Genomic DNA, 16,756 nt, shown 5'->3' on the forward strand with positions numbered 1-16,756 from the left:
TTTTTGTCATGGGTTGCATGCTGTCCGGCTCTGCGCTCGCGCAAGCGGTGCTGACGCCGGCCCAGGTGCAGGCCGCCTACCGCAGTTCCGAAGCGCAGCTGCTGGACCGCAGTGGTACGCCGCTGCAATCCTTGCGCGTGGACATGAAAGTGCGGCGTTTGCCCTGGGTGCCGCTGGCCGACATCTCTCCCGCCGTGCAGCAAGCCGTGCTGCTGGCGGAAGACCAGCGCTTCATGCAGCATGGCGGCGTGGATGTGTCCGCGCTGGCCACGGCGGCCTGGGACAATCTGTTTTCGAAAAAGCCCCGGGGCGCCTCCACCATCACCATGCAGCTGGCGGGCCAGCTGGACGCGGACTTGCAGGCGTCCTCGGGCGGACGCAGCCTGCGCCAGAAGTGGGACCAGATGCGCGCCGCCCAGGCCATCGAGGCCAGCTGGAGCAAGGCGCAGATTTTCGAAGCGTATTTGAACCTCGTGTCGTTCCGCGGCGAGCTGCAAGGTATCGCGTCCGCCTCGTACAGCCTGTTCGGCAAGGCGCCGTCGGGCCTGAACCAGACGGATGGCATCATTCTGGCCAGCCTCGTGCGGGCGCCCAACGCGCCGCCGGCCACCGTCACGCGCCGCGCCTGCGCGCTGGCAAAAGAGTGGCGCATGGACAGCAGCTGCCAGCTGATCGGCCAGCGCGTGCAGACGGCCTTGCAACGCAACGCGCTGTACGCGGAGCTGGCGCCCGCGCCGCAAGTGGCGCAGCAACTGTTGAAACAGCCGGGCGCGCAAGTCGCCAGCACCCTCGACGGTCCCCTGCAGCGTTTTGCGCAGGAAAACCTGCGCCAGCAACTGGCATCCTTGCGCGAGCGCAATGTCAACGATGGCGCCATCATCGTGCTGGACAACCGCAGCGGCGAGATCCTCGCCTATGTCGGCAATGCGGGCGGCAGCCATGTGGACGGCGTGGTGGCCCTGCGCCAGGCCGGTTCCACCTTGAAACCATTTTTATATGAACTAGCCATCGAGCGTCGCCTGATGACGGCCGCCTCCGTCATGGACGATACGCCGCTCGACGTCGCCACGGCGTCCGGCATGTATGCGCCGCAAAACTACGACCGCAACTTCAAGGGCTACGTCAGCGCCCGCACCAGCCTGGCCAGTTCCCTGAACATTCCCGCCGTGCGCACGGTGCTGCTGACGGGGCAGGAGGGTTTTTACAACCGCCTCAAGGAAGTGGGCCTGTCCAGCCTGACGGAGCCGGCCGAATACTACGGCCCTTCGCTGGCGCTGGGCTCGTCGGAAGTGAGCTTGCTGGAACTGGCCAACGCCTATCGCGCGCTGGCCAACGGCGGGCTGTACAGCACGGCCAGCCTGCAGCCGGGCCAGGCGGGCAAGGACAAGCGCCGCGTGATGGCGCCGGGTGCCGCCTTCATCGTGGGCGATATCCTGGCCGACCGCGCCGCGCGCAGCATGACCTTTGGTTTACGCAACGAGCTGGGGACGAATTTCTGGAGCGCCGTCAAGACGGGCACGAGCAAGGACATGCGCGACAACTGGTGCATGGGCTATTCGGAGCGCTATACGGTGGGCGTGTGGGTGGGCAATTTCGATGGCAAGCCCATGTGGGACGTGTCGGGCGTGACGGGCGCCGCGCCCGTGTGGCGCGACGTGATGGACTACCTGCACAAGAACGTGCCCAGCCATGCCCCGAAGGCGCCGCCCGGCGTGCTGCAGCAGATGGTGGCGTACCAGCCCGCGCTGGAAGCGCCGCGCCGCGAATGGTTTATCGCCGGCACGGAAAGCGCCGTCATCGCCGTCGTGGGCGACATCGTGAAGCCAGCCGCCATCGTGTATCCGGCCGAGGACAGCATCCTCGCCATCGACCCCGACATCCCGCCCGCCCTGCAGCGCGTCTTTTTCCAGGCCCAGGGCAGCCACGGCTTGCGCTGGGTGCTCGACGGCAAGGACATGGGCGGCGCTGCGGAGAGCATCAGCTGGCGCCCCGTACCGGGCAAGCACGCGCTGGCCCTCGTCGACGACGGGGGCAAGACGGTGGCGCAGGTGGCGTTCCAGGTGCGGGGGAATGCGCTGGTGCAGCTGCATTAGGCGTAGTGATTCGCGCCCTTGGCCACGCTAGCGCGGTATCGTCAAAAAGTAGTTACGGCGCGCTGATGATGTTCGTCAGCGCAATGCGGTACGCGGGCTGCACGTCGCCATCCCGGTCCAGCTTGTCCATCATGATCACGCCGTAGCCTTGCGCGTACCACACGTATTCGCCGCTCTTGCCCTTGCTTTTTCCACCGACGTCATGCAGTTCGAACTTGCAGGCGTCGGGGAAGCGGCGGCCGCCCAGTTCCAGGCGTTCCCAGCCCAGGAAGGTGATGGAGAAATCGCGTTTGTCCGTGCGCGTGGACGTCGTGATCTTGTCGGACAGGCCCGCCAGCGGGTAGTGGGTGCTTATTTGCGTGTCCGTGAACTGCACGCGCACTTCCTGGCCGGGGCGCATGTTGGCGGGGATGGCGGACTGCGGCGTGTAGACATTCTTGCTGCGCACGGTGCCGTCTTCGTTGTAATGGATGGTACCCGTCAGGAAGACCTGGCCGTCGCGGATATCCTGGTAGGACGTGGCCAGCAGCACGCCGCCGTCGAGGATCAGCTGCGTGCCCTTCTGTTTCTTGCCCTCGAAGGTTTCTTCGACATTGACTTGCGCGTCGCCATTGTTCTTGCTGAATTTGATGCCCGTCGTCAGTTCCATGCACTGGCCCACCGTGGGCGCCGCCTGTGCACTGGCGGCCGCGAATACGCTGGCCGCCACCATTCCACACCATGCTGCTTTCATTATCATCCTGGCTATCTTGAAAAGCGAGATGATAGCGTGCCGTGGAGCAATGTGGCGCAGCGCTGGAGGAGGGCTTAGCGCGCTGGCGCGACGGGCGTCGCTGGCGGCGCGGCGGCGGGGCCGCTGGCGGCCGGAGTGTCCGGCGTGGCCACTGGCTTGCCGCGCCGCGTGCGCTTGTCCGTGCGCGTCTTGCCGGGCTTGGCGTCGTGCACCAGCTTGCCTTTGTTGTCGAGTTTGTCGGACTGGTCCGATTGCTGGCCCGGGTGCCTGGCATTGTTGGTGTGGTTGCCCGTCTGGTTCACATTCGTCGTCGACTGGGCTTGCACCCAGGCGCCGCCGACGGTCATCAGGGTGGCGGCCAGCAAGAGAGCGGCGGTTTTCATGGCGGTATCCTGTGCGAGCGTTGAGATGAGCTTGCATTGTCACACAGGAGTCCGCCCGCACGGGTAGGACGTCGCCCCATGGGCGTGTCGGCTTGATGCTCAGCTTATCGGAACTGTTCCGTCGAGATATCGAAGCGCTTGAGCTTGTCGTACAGCGTTTTCTTCGGGATATTCAGGCTGGCGGCCGCGTCGATGACGTTGCCATTGTGGCGGCGCAAGGCTTCCTCGATGATGGAAATCTCGAAGGTGTCCACTTGTTCGGCCAAGGACGCCTCGCGGCAGCCGGCCGGACTCAGGGTGTCGTCGAGCAAGCCCAGCACGAAGCGGTCGGCCACATTGTGCAGTTCGCGCACATTGCCTGCCCAGCGCTGCGCCATCAGCGAGGCGATCAGTTCGCCGCTGACGAGGGCGGCCGGCTGGCCGTAGCGCAAGGCTGCCTGCAGCACGAAGAATTCGAACAGCAGGGGAATATCTTCGCGCCGGTTGCGCAGCGCGGGCAGGGTCAGGCTGGCCACGTTCAGGCGGTAATACAGGTCGGGACGGAACTTGCCCTGTTCGGCCAGCACATTCAAGTCTTCCTTGGCGGCGGCAATCACGCGGAAATTGACGCAAATCAATTTATTGGAGCCGAGCCGTTCCACCTGCCGTTCCTGCAGCACGCGCAGCAGCTTGACTTGCAGGGCCAGCGGCATGCTTTCGATTTCATCCAGGAACAGGGTGCCGCCGTTTGCGTACTCGATCTTGCCGATGCGCTGGCGCTGCGCGCCCGTGAACGCGCCTTCCTCGTGGCCGAACAGTTCCGATTCAAAGATCGATTCGGGCAGGGCGCCGCAGTTGATGGCCACAAACGGGTGGTCGCGCCGCTCGCTGAAGTCGTGCAGGCAGCGGGCGATCAGCTCTTTTCCCGTCCCCGTTTCGCCGAGGATGATGATGTCGGCCGACTTGGGCGCCAGGTTCAGCACCAGCTGGCGCACCTTGGCCATGGCCGCGCTGCGGCCCACGATGCGCGCCTCGATGCCGACCCGCTGTTCGAGCTGGCGGCGCAAATTCATGTTTTCCAGCACCAGATGGCGTTTGTCGAGCGCGCGGCGGCACACTTCCACCAGCAGGTCGGCGGAAAACGGTTTTTCGATGAAATCGTAGGCGCCACGGCGCATGGCGCCCACGGCCATCGATACGTCGCCGTGGCCCGTGACGAGGATGACGGGCAGGCTGGCATCCTGCGCCACGGCGATATCGAGCAGTTTCAAGCCATCCATGCCGGGCAGCTTGATATCGCTCAATAAAATGCCGGCAAATTCGGGCACCAGGTAGGGCAGCGCTTCCTCGGCCGTGGCGACGGCCGTCACTTGCAGTCCCGCCAGTTCCAGCGATTGCCGCGCGCCCTTGCGCACGACGGCATCGTCTTCCACCAGCAGCACTTGCATGCCCTCAAAATTATTCTCGTGCATCAGATGTTTCCTTCGTCTCTCTCCCCCGGGTCGCAGCTCAGGGTGATGGTAAATTGTGCGCCGCCCCCTTCCTGCGCGCTGCGGTTGCGCACGGCCAGCGCGCTGCCCGCCGCGCGCAGTATGCCTGCGCTGATCGACAATCCCAAGCCCAGCCCGTGTTCCTTGGTGGTATAGAAGGGGTCGAAGATCTTGTCCAGCGAAGCGAGCGGGATGCCGGGGCCATTATCGGTGATATGCAGCACGGCGAGGCTGCCTTCGCGGCGCACCTGGAACCATATCTTCACGGGCTCGCTTTCCGGCACGGCATCCATGGCGTTGGTGATCAGGTTGGTAAACACCTGTTCCAGGCCGATGGCGTTGCACAGCACGATGATGTCGTCCTCCAGCCAGCTTTCATGCAGGGTCAGCCGTTGCGAATTCTTGCGCGTGCGGATCTGCAGCATGGTTTGCGCAAACGCCTGGCGCACGCTGACGGGTTTGCGGGCATCGTCGCTGCGCCGCGCAAAGCCTTTCAATTGCGACGTCACATAGCCGAGGCGCTTGACGAGGTCGGAAATGGTGGACAGGTTGTCCAGCGCGTCGTCGATGCGCCCGCGCGCCAGGAAGACCTTGGCATTGTCGGAAAACGTCTGCAGGGCGGCCAGCGGCTGGTTCAGCTCGTGCGTGACGCCGGCCGCCATCTGGCCGATGGCTGCCAGCTTGCCGCTTTGCACCAGTTCCGCCTGGGCATAGCGCAGGGTCTGCTCGGCCCGCTCGCGCTCGGCCACTTCCGCCTGCAGGCGGCCATTCGCGTGCACGAGGTCGGCCGTGCGCTGCTCGACCTTGATTTCCAGCTGTTCATAGGCGCGCGCCAGGGTTTGCTGCGCATTGAGCTTGTCGGCGATGCGGCGCCGGCGCTGGCGCGCATACATCAGGGCCAGCAGCAGCAGGGCCCAGCCCAGCGCGGCGGCGATGGCCGCGTTGCGCGCCGCTTCATCAACCTGGTCGAGTTCGGCCAGCACCGTGATCTGCCATTGCAGCGGACCCAGCGCACGGTTCACGGCCAGATAGTCCACCTTGTCGGCGCTGCCGGACAGGGCGGGGGTGTCGCCCGTCTGCGGCCGTTCCAGTGTCATCACGCTGGCGCCATCGGCAAACTGGCGCCGCAGCCGGTGCGGCAAGATGGGCAGGTTTTCCTGCAGGAACTGGCGCTGCGCGCTGATGTCGTTCTTGGCGGCCGGCGACAGGGGCGCCAGGGTCTTGAACTTGAAGGCGGGCGTGGTGGCCAGGATCAGCACGCCATTGGCATCCTTGACCCAGATCTGTTCGCCGGCGCCGGGCGTGCGCCACGATTGCTCGATCCAGTCCAGGTTGACCTTGGCGGCGACGATGCCGATGATGCGCCCGTTGCGCTGCACGGGTTGCGAAATGAAATAGCCGGCCTCGAAGGTGGAGGCGCCGATGCCGTAGAAGCGGCCGATGCCGCCCGCGATCGCATCCTTGAAGTAGGGCCGGAAACCATAGTTGACGCCCACGTAGGAGCTGCGGTCTTGCCAGTTGCTGGACGCCAGGGTCGTGCCCTTGTCGTCGAGCACGTAGACGGCAAAGGCGCCCGCGCGGCGGTTCATGTCGACCAGGTAGGCGTTGATCTGCGTGACCTTGTCGGCGCTGGGCTGCTCCAGCAGCTGCGCCACCGCATCGCTCTGGGCCACGGCCAGGGGCAAGAATTCGTACTTGTTGAGGGCGCCGCCGATGGACGCCGCATACAGTTCCGCGCGCGAATCGAGCGTGCGGTGTAATTCATCGAGCTGGCGCTGCTTGACCCAGGCATACGACGCCCACGTCAGCACGACCAGCGAACCCACGGCCAGCAGGGGGGCTAGCGCGGGTTTCAGGGTCCATTTGCCGAATGCCATGGTGCTCCGTGTGTCTGTTTAGCAATGCGGGGTCAGACCCGGCGGGTCTGACCCCATTACTTAGTCTGCAGTACTTGCCATGGTCTCGGCGTTATGGTGCCGCTGCTGCTCTTCCATCACCATCTCGCCCAGCATGCGCTTGAGGCGGTTGAACTCCGGGTCGCTCGGGTCGCGCGGGCGGGGCAGTTCGATGGCCACGTCGCGCTTGATGGTGCCTGGACGGTAGGTCATGACGATGGTGCGGTCGGCCAGGTAGATCGATTCCTCGATCGAGTGCGTGACGAACACGATGGTGGTGCCGAAGACTTTCCAGATTTTCAGCAGCTCATCTTGCAGGTTGCGCCGCGTCAAGGCATCCAGTGCGCCGAACGGTTCATCCATCAGCATGATCGGCGAATCGAGGGCCAGCACGCGGGCAATCGCCACGCGCTGGCGCATGCCGCCCGACAAGTCTTTCGGGTAGCGGGCACGGAATTCCGTCAAGCCCAGCATGCTCAGCAGCATGTCGACCCGTTCCTTGATCTCGGCCGGCGTCTTGCCGGCGATTTCCAGGCCGAAAGCGATATTGCTCTCGATGGTCATCCACGGGAACAGCGCGTATTCCTGGAACACCATGCCGCGGTCGGGACCGGGCTCGGTGATCAGCTTGCCGCCGGCCAGGATCTGGCCCGAGGTCGGCTGCGAAAAGCCGGCGATGGCGTTGAGCAAAGTCGACTTGCCGCAGCCGGACGGCCCCAGCAGGCAGATGAATTCGCCGCTGGCGATTTCCAGGTTGATATCCTTCAGGGCGATGACGTCCGCGCCGCCCGTGGTGAAGATTTTATTGACTGCATTGATATTGATCGTGGTCATGGCCGTTCCTCTCAGTGTTCCAGGCCGCGGTGCCACTGCAGCAAATGATTATTCAGGGCATTCATGGCCATGTCGATGGCCAGGCCGAACAGGCCGATGGTAAACATGCCGGCGATAATCTTGTCAGACCAGAAATATTCGCGCGCTTCCAGGATGCGGAAACCCAGGCCGCTGTTGACGGCAATCATTTCCGCCACGATCACGACGATGAAGGCCGTGCCCATGCCGATGCGCGCGCCGGCCAGGATGTAGGGCGTGGCGGCCGGCAGGATGACGCGGCGGAACATCGTCATCTGGCTGGCGCCCAGGTTGCGCGCGGCGCGGATGTAGATGCCGTCGACCTGGCGCACGCCGGCGATGGTATTCATCAGTACGGGGAAGAAGGAACCAATGCTGATCAGGAAGAAGGCGGGCGGGTTGCCCAGGCCGAACCACAGAATCGCCAGCGGAATGTAGGCGATCGGCGGAATCGGACGCAGCACCTGCACCAGCGGGTCGAACAGTTTATAGATGGTCTTGTTGGTGCCCATCAGCAAGCCCAGCGGCAAGGCCAGGCCCGCGCCGATGGCGAAGCCGCCCAGCACGCGCGACAGGCTGGCCCAGGCGTCATGCGGCAGTTCGCCGGAGAACAGCCACACCAGGTAGTTGCCCGATTCGGGCGTGTACGCTTCCAGCGGTACCAGGTATTCATACCACTTCACCAGCACGGCCACGGGCGAGGGCAGGATTTGCGGGTTGATCCAGCCAAACGTGGACATGGCTTGCCACAGCAGCAGCACGGCCACGGGCACGGCGGCACCGTGCGCGAAGCGTTTCATCATTTGAATATTCATCGTGACACTTTCAGATTAGCGTGGAGCGTAGGACTTCTTGGCTTTTTCCAGCAGGTCCAGCTTGACCCAATCCTGTGCTGCAGGCGGTTTGGCCATGCGGCCCACGCCGAATTTCACCATGTAGTCGGTGGTCAACTGGACGTGGCTTTGCGTGATGTCTTCCGTGAAGATGGCGTTGTCGATGGCATCGCGGTAATCCTCGGACGTGATCTGGTTCTTGAACATCGATTCGCGCACGTATTTTTCCGCCAGTTTCGGATCGGCCAGGAAGGCGCGCGTGGCGGCGACGAAGCAATCCATGAAGCGCTGCGCCACGGCAGGTTTCTCTTTGTACATCTTTTCCGTCATCACGAGGGCGCGCACGGGCTCGCCCAGCGGCGTGTCGTAGGGTTTGATGACGGCCGAGCCGTATTTCTTGTGGATCGCTTGCGTGGAGTAGGGCTCGGACTGGCTCATGGCGTCGATATCCTTGGTCAGCAGCGCCTGGTTCAGGTCCGGATAGCCCATGTACAGGATCTGCACGTCCTTGCCCGGCTTGTCGGACCAGGTCAGTTTGGCCTTGGTCAGTTCGGCAAACAGCAGGATTTCCTGCGGGCCGCCGCGCGTGACGCCGACTTTCTTGCCTTTCAGGTCGGCGATGCCCTTGATGTTCAGGTCGGGACGGCCGACGATCTGCACGCCGCCCTTGGCAAAGCCGCCCACCAGGTACACGGGCAAGCCCGTGGCGCGGCCCGTGATGGCCGCTTCCAGCGCGCTGGCGGACACGTCGATTTCACCGGCGATCATGGCCGGCACGATGTCGAGGCCCTTGGCGAAGATGCGCTCTTCGATCTTCAGGTCGTATTTGGGCGCGATTTCCTTCATGTAGGCAACGGCGCCGTAATGGGCGAATTTCAGGTTGCCCAGGCGGACGGTATCGGCCGCGTGCACGGCCAGCGGGAACTGCGCGGCCAGGGCGACGGCTACGGCCAGAGCCTTGGTGTTCAGGAAGGACGAGATGCGGAAGGTGCGTGCCATGCTGTTGTCTCCAAAAGGTAGATGGTTTTATATGGGGTGAAGCTGCCGCTCTGCGGCGGTTATGAAAATATAAAAGCATCTTCCGTGCCAGTGGAGCGCATTTTGACGTTTATTGCAAGTGATTGTTTATAAAGGTTTAATTTGAATCTAGTGAAAATGGGAAATAGCGATATTCCGCCTTTCCGCACGGGGAGGGGAAAGGCTGTGCGGATTGCCGCATTCCGGGCGGCCGGCGCGCTGCCCGCCGGTGCCGGACATGCAGGTCACGATGGGGGCCAACTTGCGGGTGAACCTTCGGGGCGCGGCCGACTCCAAACGTAAAAAAACGCGTTGCAAACAGGCTGGCAACGCGTAACTCCCCCGTGGAGTAGGGGCGGCGCCGCGCTGGCGCCTGATCGATTGCCGTCGGGCGGCTGTTATTTGGGCGCCGTGGCGGGCGGCAGTGCGGGCGCGGTGGCCGGATCGGTCAGGGGCGCCGGCGGTGTCGTGCTGCCCGGACCGGCTTCCGGCGTGGCCGGCGCGACGGGGGCCGGCATCACCTGCGGGGCGGACGCGGGGTTGGGCGCCGTTTCGGGCAATGGCGCCTCGGCCGGTTTTTTGCAGGCGGACAGGGTGACGAGGGCGGCGGCGGCCAGCAGGGCAGGCATGTTCATGATGGTTCCTTTGCAAGTATCAAGATGGGCGCGGTGCGGGCGGCGCGGGCAGTGGATGACCGCGCGCCGCGCGTGAAGCTTGAATTTATGGCACGGATGCCGATGCTTCTGTTCGCCATTTCACCTTGAACGCAGAAATGTCGCCCCATGTAGCGACGGCAAAAAATAGATGCGATAGAGAAATAATTCACACGGGAAATATTTTTCACTTTCTTGCTTCTAATGTTCGTTAACGCACAGACCAAGCGAGAGCACGGTGGCATTCTGTGTCCAGACGCTCAGGATTCGTGGCGTTCTGGTATAAAAATTGCCAAGAACTTAACAATCCGGGCTACCGGCAATCGTTTAAAAGGAGTATTCAAATGCATGCAATGACTCAGTCTCACGTGAAGAGCGAATTAAAGGCAGCGCACCAGGAACTTCGTAGCCCCGAAAAAGGCTCGCAAATGGTAGAACGCGCAGCACCCATCCCCCCGGAACGCATGAATCCCATTTCCATGGCACCGATCGAGCGCGTGCGTTCGACGTCGGCCACCCTGCGCCGCATCGAAAACATGCAAAAGCTGATCGGCGAATTGTCGCTGCACGAGATGCTGGCCGATGAAATCGCCTGGTTCCTCAAGTTTTCGCCATCGGGCGCCCGCAAATATATCCGCGACTTGCGCGAAGCGGGCGTGATCGAACTGGCACGCTATATCGAAGGCACGGCCACCTACCTGGGCAAGGCAGTGTACCAGCTGACGCCGGACCCTGAGCGCGTGCGCGCCTTCCTGGCCGCTATCGTCCAGCCAAAACGCGAAGGCGCGCCACCGCGCAAGGACCGTCCCGGCCTGCGCGAGCAAAGCATGGCAGGCAGCGGCCGTCACTTCCACATCCTGGCCGATGACACGCATTACGCCATCCGCGTCAACCGCGGTCCCGTGACGCGCGATCCGCTGGTGGCCGCCCTGTTCGGTGCGCCGCAGCAGAAAGCTGCCGAGTAATAGTTACGGCGCCTGAACGGCCGCGTGGCGGCTGGCGGGCGTAATGCTTGTGGTTCGTATTATCAGACGCATGTCGAAAGCCGGGTTGCGACCCGGCTTTTGGCGTTGCGCCGAACGGTCCGAGATGCGCCGATTGAATGTGGTCTGATTGAAAAGACTGCAAGCATCCCCATGTGGGCTGGACTGCTGCCCGCAACGCGCGGGTTCACTTGAAGGAGCTTGTCCTTGTCTGCCTACGCCGCCTTGTTGTTCTCTAGCCCCCCGGTCTTGAAACGGGCCGCCGCATGAACCCGCTACTGTGGATCGCCCTCGTCACGGTGGCCATCGTCTTTTCGCTGTGGTTCCCCCGCTGGCGCCTGCAGCGTGCCCTGGCCAAGCCCTTGCCGCCCGCGGGCCTGGCCGTGCTGGAAAAGAATATCCCCGTGTACAAGCGCATGCCGGCTCCGTTGCAGGAGCAATTGCGCCGCCTCGTCGTACAATTTCTGTATCAGAAGAAATTTGTCGGCTGCGGCGGCCTGGAAATCACGGACGAGATGCGCTACACCATCGCCGGCCAGGCTTGTTTGCTGCTGCTCAATCGCCAGACCCAGGTGTATCCGGAACTCGACACCATCCTCGTGTACCCCACGGAATTCATCGTCACGCGCAATGAAGTGGGGCCGGGCGGCGTGGTGACGCCGTCGGCAAATGGCTTGTTGGGCGAATCCTGGGGCGATGGCCGCGTGGTGCTGGCCTGGGACCACGTGCAGCGGGGCGCGGCCGACTGGACCGATGGCCACAATGTCGTGCTGCATGAATTTGCCCACCAGCTCGACAGCGAATCGGGTGCCGCGAATGGCGCGCCCTACCTGCCCAGCGTGTCCAGCTACCGCAGCTGGGCCACGGTGCTGTCGCGCGACTTCGACAACCTGCGCCACGACGCCATGTACCAGCAGCAAAGCGTGATGGACCATTACGGCGCCACCAATCCCGCCGAATTCTTTGCCGTGGCCACGGAAACCTTCTTTGAAAAGCCGTATCAGATGGCCGAGCACCATGAAGAGCTGTACGCGCAATTCTTGCAGTACTACAAGGTCGACCCGCGCGACTGGATGGCGCCGCCCGTGGAACCCGAGCACATGGCCTCGCCATTCCCGAACTACGCGCCCCACTGGTAAGGGAAACTTCAGCCCAGCAGCCGCTGTTTCAGGGCCGGATAGCTGCTGCGCGAGACGGGGATGCCCGTGCTGGTCTGCGTGTCGAGCGCGTATTTGCCGCCCGCGCCGATCTGCAGCCGCTTGAAGCCCAGGCTGTTGACGATGTAGGAGCGGTGCACGCGCAGGAAGTGGGGCGGCAGCAGGGCCATGAGCTTGTCGATGGCCAAGTCGTGAAAACAGTGTTCGCCGCTGCGCAGCACGATGTTGCTGTAGTGGCCGTCGGCCTGCACGTGGTCGATGTCGGCCATGGCGATCCATTCCAGCGCACCCCGTTTCTTGACGGCCAGGGAACTGGCGTGCGCCGCGCCCCGGGCCGGCTGGTCCGTGTAGCGTTGCAGTGCCTTGTGCAGGCGTTCGCGGCTGAACGGCTTGGCAACGAAGTCGAGCACGCCGAATTCGAAGGCCGTGATCGAGCGTTCCCCGTGGGCCGAGACGATGATGGTCTGGAACGGGGCGCTGCCGGCCAGGCGCAGCAAGTCATAGCCGTCCGCGCCGTGCAGGTTCAGATCCAGCAACAGCAAATCCACCTTTTCCCGGGCCAGGGCGGCCAGCGCTTGCGGCACATTGTCGTGCAGCGCGAGCGTGGCCAGGCGCGCGCCGAAATGCGTGCGCACCCCGCGTTCGAGGCCCCGCGCGATCAGCGGTTCATCTTCCAGTATCAATACATTCATGGCGCCGCCGGCAAGGTAAAAATGAGGCGCCAGCCTGCCGGATGCTGTTCGCTGACATATTCGCTGGCATAGCGGGCGTCGTCGCCGAACACGGCGTGCAGGCTGGCGCGGATGTACTGTTCGCCCATGCCGCTGCCCGCATGCGGGCGCGTTTCCCCTTCGGGCAAGAGCAGGGTGAGCACCCGCGTTTGCGCCAGCCTGGCACTGCGCAGGATAAACAGGGCGCCGTGGCGGTAGCGGTTATGGCTGAACGCATTTTCCAGCGCCGTCAGCAAGATGGCGGGCGGCACGGTGATGCCGGCCGCCTCGCCCTCGAGCTGCAGGCTGCACGGCTGCTGCAGCCGCGTGCCCATGATGCTCAGGTAATTTTCGCACATGGCCAGTTCCTGCGTCAGGGCGATGCTGGGTTGCTGGGCAAACTCGTTGAGCATGCGCAACTCGGCGCCGAGCGCCTCGATGAAGGTTTCGGCCGCCTGCGGCGACTGCGCGTTGAGTTCGCCGATCAGGCTCAGGGAATTCATCAGGAAATGCGGCTGCATGCTTTTGCGTAAGAGCTGGTTTTCCAGCTGCTGGGCGCGCACTGCCTTGCTGCGTTCACGCAAGAGCTGCGCCAGCAATTGCGCGCACAGGGGCAGCAGCAAAAAGCACACGACGAGGGCGAAGCCGCCTTCGGCAAACTGGCTGCCCGTCAGCAGGAACAGGGCGCACGAAGCGAGCGCGATCAAGGTGCCGCCGCGGCTGCCCGGCAGGCGGCGCCACAGGGCACCCAGGTTGAGTGTCAGGCTCGCGGCCAGGCCCGCCAAAAACATCTGCCAGCAGCGCGCATCGAAATGCGCGGGCAGCGCGCCGGCCAGCGCGACGCCCGCCAGCAGCACCGCCGCCGCCAGCGGCCAGCGGGGCAGGCGGTAAGCCGCATAGAAATACAGGGGCAGCAAGGTGGAAAACAGCCAGGTCAGGGCGCTGACGGTATACAGGCGCGGCAGGTGCCAGGGATAGGCATAGCCCGTGATGCTGCGCCAGATTTCCACCACCAGCAGCAGGGCCGCCGCCAGGCACAGCGCGGCAAACATGGCCCAGTGCCGCTGCCGCTGGTACAGCAGGGTCAAGGCCAGGAAGAGCAGGGCGGCGGCGGCCAGCGCCCCGGCCAGCAGCAGTGGCGGCAGCCTGTACCAGGCCAGCGCCGCGCGATAATCTTGCCGGTCGACCAGGTACAGCGCATAAAATGGCGACGTCAGGTGCGCCGGCACCTGCTGCATCGACAGCAGCAGTCGCAGGTGGTGCGTGCCCATGGCCAATTGCTGGGGCCGCAGGTGGATGGCGAAATCGATGTCGCCCGCGCGCTCTCCGCTGGCCTGGCGGGCGGGCTGGCCATTGCTGCCGATCAGGACGCCGTCGAGCCACAGCTCGCTGGCGGCCAGCGCCGACAGCACCAGCAGCTGCGTCGACGGCGGCGTGGCGACCAGGGACAGTTCGCGTTCCACGCACAGCAGCTGGCCCGGCTGGACCAGCTGCTGCAGCGCAGCGGCGGGCGTAGACGGCGGATTGCCGCAGGTGCGCCAGCCTTCGTCCAGCGACAGCGGATGCATGGCGCTGGCGAAAGCGGGCAGGGCCAGGCAGCACAGCAACAGGTAGCGGAAGAGGGAGGGCATGGCGGGCATTGTAGCTGCTCATTTGCTATCCTTTTGCAACATTTTTGCGATCGCCGGTGCCGTTCGTGCAGGGCAAGTGCATTTCGTGCACGGCCCGCCAACGGTGTACGAAAGACATTTACCATGCATCAGCGCCGTGCTGTGCACACGGCCCTCACCATGGACTAATGATTATGCAAAGCAGCAAATATTACGGTTTCGCCGGCGCGCTGGCGCTGTTCTGCGGCGTGGCGCAGGCCGCCTCCGCTCCCTCTGCTGCTCCCGCTCCGGCGCTGGCCGCGCGCCTGGCCGCTTTCGACGGCTGGGTCGCCCAGCGCATGGCCACGGAGCGCATCCCCGGCGTGACCGTGGGCTTCAGCCAGGGCGGCGTGGAATGGGTAAAAGGCTATGGCTATGCGGACCTGGAAAACCGCGTGCCGGCCACGGCCCAGTCCAGCTACCGGCTGGCGTCCGTCACCAAGCCCATGACGGCGGTGGCCATCTTGCAACTGGTCGAGCAGGGCAAGGTGGACCTGGATGCGCCCGTGCAAGCCTATGTGCCGTACTTCCCCGTCAAGCCGTTTCCCGTCACGGTGCGCCAGCTGCTGGGCCACCTGGGCGGCATCGATGCCTACCGCGACAGCAGGGTGGAGCAGCATTTCAAGGAGCACAAGGATACGCGCCAGTCCATCGCCGTCTTCGAGCAGTTCGACCTGATCGCCGAACCGGGCACGCGCTACCGCTACACCAGCTATGGCTACAATTTGCTGGGTGCCGTCATCGAAGCCGCCTCGGGCGAAAGCTATGGCAGCTACATGCGGCGCCACGTGTGGGGGCCGCTGGGCATGGACGCCACCGTGATGGATGACCCGGACGCCGTGATCGCCCACCGCGTGCGCGGCTACCGGCTGGACGGCAAGGCCTGGAAGAATTCGGAATTCGTCGACATCAGCAGCCGCTTTTCGGCCGGCGGCACGCGCGCCAGCGTGCCCGACATGCTGGCCTTCGGCAGGGGCGTCCACGACGGGAAGATCCTGTCGGCGGCCAGCGTGGCCGCCATGGTGCAGCCGATGGCCACGCGCGCGGGCCGCTTGACGAATTACGGCATGGGCTGGGAAATCCTGCCCACGGGCGGGCGCTACGCCATCGCCCACGGCGGCCAGCAGCCGGAAACCGTCACCTATCTGTACAGCTTTCCCTCGCGCAAGCTCACCATTGCCGTCGCCGCCAATCTCGAGCGCGTCAACCCGGAAGGCTTCGTGCAGCGCCTGTTCGAAGTGGTCACGGGCGAACCGTGGCAGCTGAAAACGTATATCGCCGATGCGGGCGCGCAGCGCGCTTACCAGGTGGCGCAAGGCTTATTCGAGGAGGGACGCGCCTATGCCGAGCGCACGGATCAATCGTATGCCGATGCGGCCGCCACGCGCGAGGCATTCATGCAAATCAACCGGCAGGCGCTGGCGCCCGACGCCCAGGCGGCACGCGCCTACATCGAAGCGGCCCGCCATCCCGCGGGCGGCCGCGTGTTTCTCACGGCCGGCGCCAGCATGGCTGCGGCATTGCGCGCATCGGGCGCCGATCTGAATAAGTATGCGCACGGCGGCGCGCTGGCGTTTGCGCGCGACTATATCCGCTTGTCGCAAGGCGCAAAGGCCGGCACCATGCCCCGTTTCGATCCCGCCTTCGAGCATGCCATCGCGACCCTGGCGGCCAGCTGGGACCGCACGGCCGCCACCGCCTGGCCGGCCGCACCCGCCTCCATCGCCGCCCTCGATAGCCAGCTGCGCACGGCGTTCCGCGGCCAGCGCGCCTATCCCGATTTCGTGCCCGAACTGCAGGAGCTGGCGCAAGCGTCGGCCGCGCGTGGCGAGGCGGAGGCGGCGCTGGCGGCCAGCCGCCTGGCCGTGGAACTGTATCCGCTCAGCGACCGCGCGCATGCGCTGCAAGGCTTGACCTTGCTGCGCGCCGGCAAGACGGAGCCTGCACTCGAGGCCCTGCGCCTGGCGCTGGCCCGCGATCCGCTGGGCGCGGCCAGTCCGGCGGTGCTGAACGGGGAAGCGTACCGGCTGAAAGGCAGCGGCGCCGTCGCGCAAGGCATGGCCGTGCTGCAGGCGGCCGCCAGCCTGCATCCGCGCGACGCGAATCTGCAGGACAGCCTGGCCGAGTTTTATGCGGAGCAAGGCTTGCGCCCGCAGGCGGTGCAAGCCTACCAGCAGGCGCTGCAGCTCGATCCCCGCTATCCGGGCGCCGTGGGCGCCAGGGCGGCGATCATCCGCCTGGGTGGCGAGACGAAGGCGCTGGCGCTTTAGCTGAGGTCTTCGCTGATGCCTTAGATGAATTCTTCATAAGCAAGGGTGAAAAGATTCCT

General features: G+C 64.5%; 14 protein-coding genes. 4 read left to right on the plus strand and 10 right to left on the minus strand.

Going from position 1 to position 16,756, the window contains the following annotated elements; genetic code table 11:
- Window positions 1–8: 8 nt before the first annotated feature.
- Window positions 9–2,093: a penicillin-binding protein 1C gene (gene pbpC, locus GCN75_RS06075; RefSeq protein ID WP_152281918.1), complete on the plus strand. Its 2,085-nt coding sequence runs from the start codon at window positions 9–11 to the stop codon at window positions 2,091–2,093.
- 52 nt (window positions 2,094–2,145) lie between these two features.
- Here pbpC and GCN75_RS06080 read toward each other — a convergent pair whose 3' ends face one another.
- The 8 genes from GCN75_RS06080 to GCN75_RS06115 all read right to left on the minus strand — a co-directional run bounded on the left by GCN75_RS06080 (window position 2,146) and on the right by GCN75_RS06115 (window position 9,910).
- Window positions 2,146–2,826: a hypothetical protein gene (locus GCN75_RS06080; RefSeq protein WP_152281809.1), complete on the minus strand. Its 681-nt coding sequence runs from the start codon at window positions 2,824–2,826 to the stop codon at window positions 2,146–2,148.
- A gap of 74 nt (window positions 2,827–2,900) precedes the next feature.
- Window positions 2,901–3,209 (minus strand): hypothetical protein, encoded by a 309-nt coding sequence (locus GCN75_RS06085; protein WP_152281810.1) that lies wholly within the window; start codon window positions 3,207–3,209, stop codon window positions 2,901–2,903.
- Window positions 3,210–3,313: 104 nt separating this feature from the next.
- Complete coding sequence (locus GCN75_RS06090; RefSeq protein WP_152281811.1) at window positions 3,314–4,660, minus strand: sigma-54-dependent transcriptional regulator; 1,347 nt, start codon at window positions 4,658–4,660, stop codon at window positions 3,314–3,316.
- Window positions 4,660–6,555: a sensor histidine kinase gene (locus tag GCN75_RS06095; protein ID WP_152281812.1), complete on the minus strand. Its 1,896-nt coding sequence runs from the start codon at window positions 6,553–6,555 to the stop codon at window positions 4,660–4,662. The genes GCN75_RS06090 and GCN75_RS06095 overlap by 1 nt, the downstream gene beginning before the upstream one ends.
- Before the next feature lie 60 nt (window positions 6,556–6,615).
- Entirely contained in the window at window positions 6,616–7,407 is a 792-nt protein-coding gene (locus GCN75_RS06100; protein WP_077401587.1) for an ABC transporter ATP-binding protein, read from the minus strand.
- An 11-nt stretch (window positions 7,408–7,418) separates the two neighbouring features.
- Window positions 7,419–8,228: an ABC transporter permease gene (locus tag GCN75_RS06105; protein WP_405002788.1), complete on the minus strand. Its 810-nt coding sequence runs from the start codon at window positions 8,226–8,228 to the stop codon at window positions 7,419–7,421.
- Between the two features lie 27 nt (window positions 8,229–8,255).
- Window positions 8,256–9,257, minus strand: a complete 1,002-nt coding sequence (locus GCN75_RS06110) for an ABC transporter substrate-binding protein (protein ID WP_152281813.1) — start codon at window positions 9,255–9,257, stop codon at window positions 8,256–8,258.
- 416 nt (window positions 9,258–9,673) lie between these two features.
- Window positions 9,674–9,910, minus strand: a complete 237-nt coding sequence (locus GCN75_RS06115) for a hypothetical protein (protein WP_152281814.1) — start codon at window positions 9,908–9,910, stop codon at window positions 9,674–9,676.
- Between the two features lie 482 nt (window positions 9,911–10,392).
- On the opposite strand from GCN75_RS06115, the gene GCN75_RS06120 reads away from it, so the two are divergent.
- Both GCN75_RS06120 and GCN75_RS06125 read left to right on the plus strand, forming a co-directional pair.
- Window positions 10,393–10,893, plus strand: coding sequence for a winged helix-turn-helix domain-containing protein (locus tag GCN75_RS06120; protein WP_010396453.1), 501 nt, complete (start codon window positions 10,393–10,395; stop codon window positions 10,891–10,893).
- Between the two features lie 284 nt (window positions 10,894–11,177).
- Window positions 11,178–12,050 (plus strand): M90 family metallopeptidase, encoded by an 873-nt coding sequence (locus GCN75_RS06125; RefSeq protein WP_152281815.1) that lies wholly within the window; start codon window positions 11,178–11,180, stop codon window positions 12,048–12,050.
- Window positions 12,051–12,058: 8 nt separating this feature from the next.
- Here the strand turns inward: GCN75_RS06125 and GCN75_RS06130 are convergent, their stop codons facing one another.
- Entirely contained in the window at window positions 12,059–12,760 is a 702-nt protein-coding gene (locus GCN75_RS06130; RefSeq protein WP_152281816.1) for a LytR/AlgR family response regulator transcription factor, read from the minus strand.
- Entirely contained in the window at window positions 12,757–14,409 is a 1,653-nt protein-coding gene (locus GCN75_RS06135; protein ID WP_193317396.1) for a histidine kinase, read from the minus strand. Before GCN75_RS06135 ends, GCN75_RS06130 begins: the two co-directional genes overlap by 4 nt.
- A 173-nt stretch (window positions 14,410–14,582) precedes the next feature.
- Here GCN75_RS06135 and GCN75_RS06140 point away from each other — a divergent pair, with 173 nt between their 5' ends.
- Entirely contained in the window at window positions 14,583–16,697 is a 2,115-nt protein-coding gene (locus GCN75_RS06140; protein WP_193317397.1) for a serine hydrolase domain-containing protein, read from the plus strand.
- Window positions 16,698–16,756 lie beyond the last annotated feature (59 nt).

Source organism: Janthinobacterium violaceinigrum, from assembly GCF_009208555.1.
Taxonomy (GTDB): domain Bacteria; phylum Pseudomonadota; class Gammaproteobacteria; order Burkholderiales; family Burkholderiaceae_D; genus Janthinobacterium; species Janthinobacterium violaceinigrum.

Coding starts and splice junctions, on each gene's coding strand:
- pbpC (WP_152281918.1), top strand. CDS start 9: ATGGGTTGCATGCTGTCCGGCTCTGCGCTCGCGCAAGCGGTGCTGACG.
- GCN75_RS06080 (WP_152281809.1), bottom strand. CDS start 2,826: ATGAAAGCAGCATGGTGTGGAATGGTGGCGGCCAGCGTATTCGCGGCC.
- GCN75_RS06085 (WP_152281810.1), bottom strand. CDS start 3,209: ATGAAAACCGCCGCTCTCTTGCTGGCCGCCACCCTGATGACCGTCGGC.
- GCN75_RS06090 (WP_152281811.1), bottom strand. CDS start 4,660: ATGCACGAGAATAATTTTGAGGGCATGCAAGTGCTGCTGGTGGAAGAC.
- GCN75_RS06095 (WP_152281812.1), bottom strand. CDS start 6,555: ATGGCATTCGGCAAATGGACCCTGAAACCCGCGCTAGCCCCCCTGCTG.
- GCN75_RS06100 (WP_077401587.1), bottom strand. CDS start 7,407: ATGACCACGATCAATATCAATGCAGTCAATAAAATCTTCACCACGGGC.
- GCN75_RS06105 (WP_405002788.1), bottom strand. CDS start 8,228: ATGATGAAACGCTTCGCGCACGGTGCCGCCGTGCCCGTGGCCGTGCTG.
- GCN75_RS06110 (WP_152281813.1), bottom strand. CDS start 9,257: ATGGCACGCACCTTCCGCATCTCGTCCTTCCTGAACACCAAGGCTCTG.
- GCN75_RS06115 (WP_152281814.1), bottom strand. CDS start 9,910: ATGAACATGCCTGCCCTGCTGGCCGCCGCCGCCCTCGTCACCCTGTCC.
- GCN75_RS06120 (WP_010396453.1), top strand. CDS start 10,393: ATGAATCCCATTTCCATGGCACCGATCGAGCGCGTGCGTTCGACGTCG.
- GCN75_RS06125 (WP_152281815.1), top strand. CDS start 11,178: ATGAACCCGCTACTGTGGATCGCCCTCGTCACGGTGGCCATCGTCTTT.
- GCN75_RS06130 (WP_152281816.1), bottom strand. CDS start 12,760: ATGAATGTATTGATACTGGAAGATGAACCGCTGATCGCGCGGGGCCTC.
- GCN75_RS06135 (WP_193317396.1), bottom strand. CDS start 14,409: ATGCCCTCCCTCTTCCGCTACCTGTTGCTGTGCTGCCTGGCCCTGCCC.
- GCN75_RS06140 (WP_193317397.1), top strand. CDS start 14,583: ATGCAAAGCAGCAAATATTACGGTTTCGCCGGCGCGCTGGCGCTGTTC.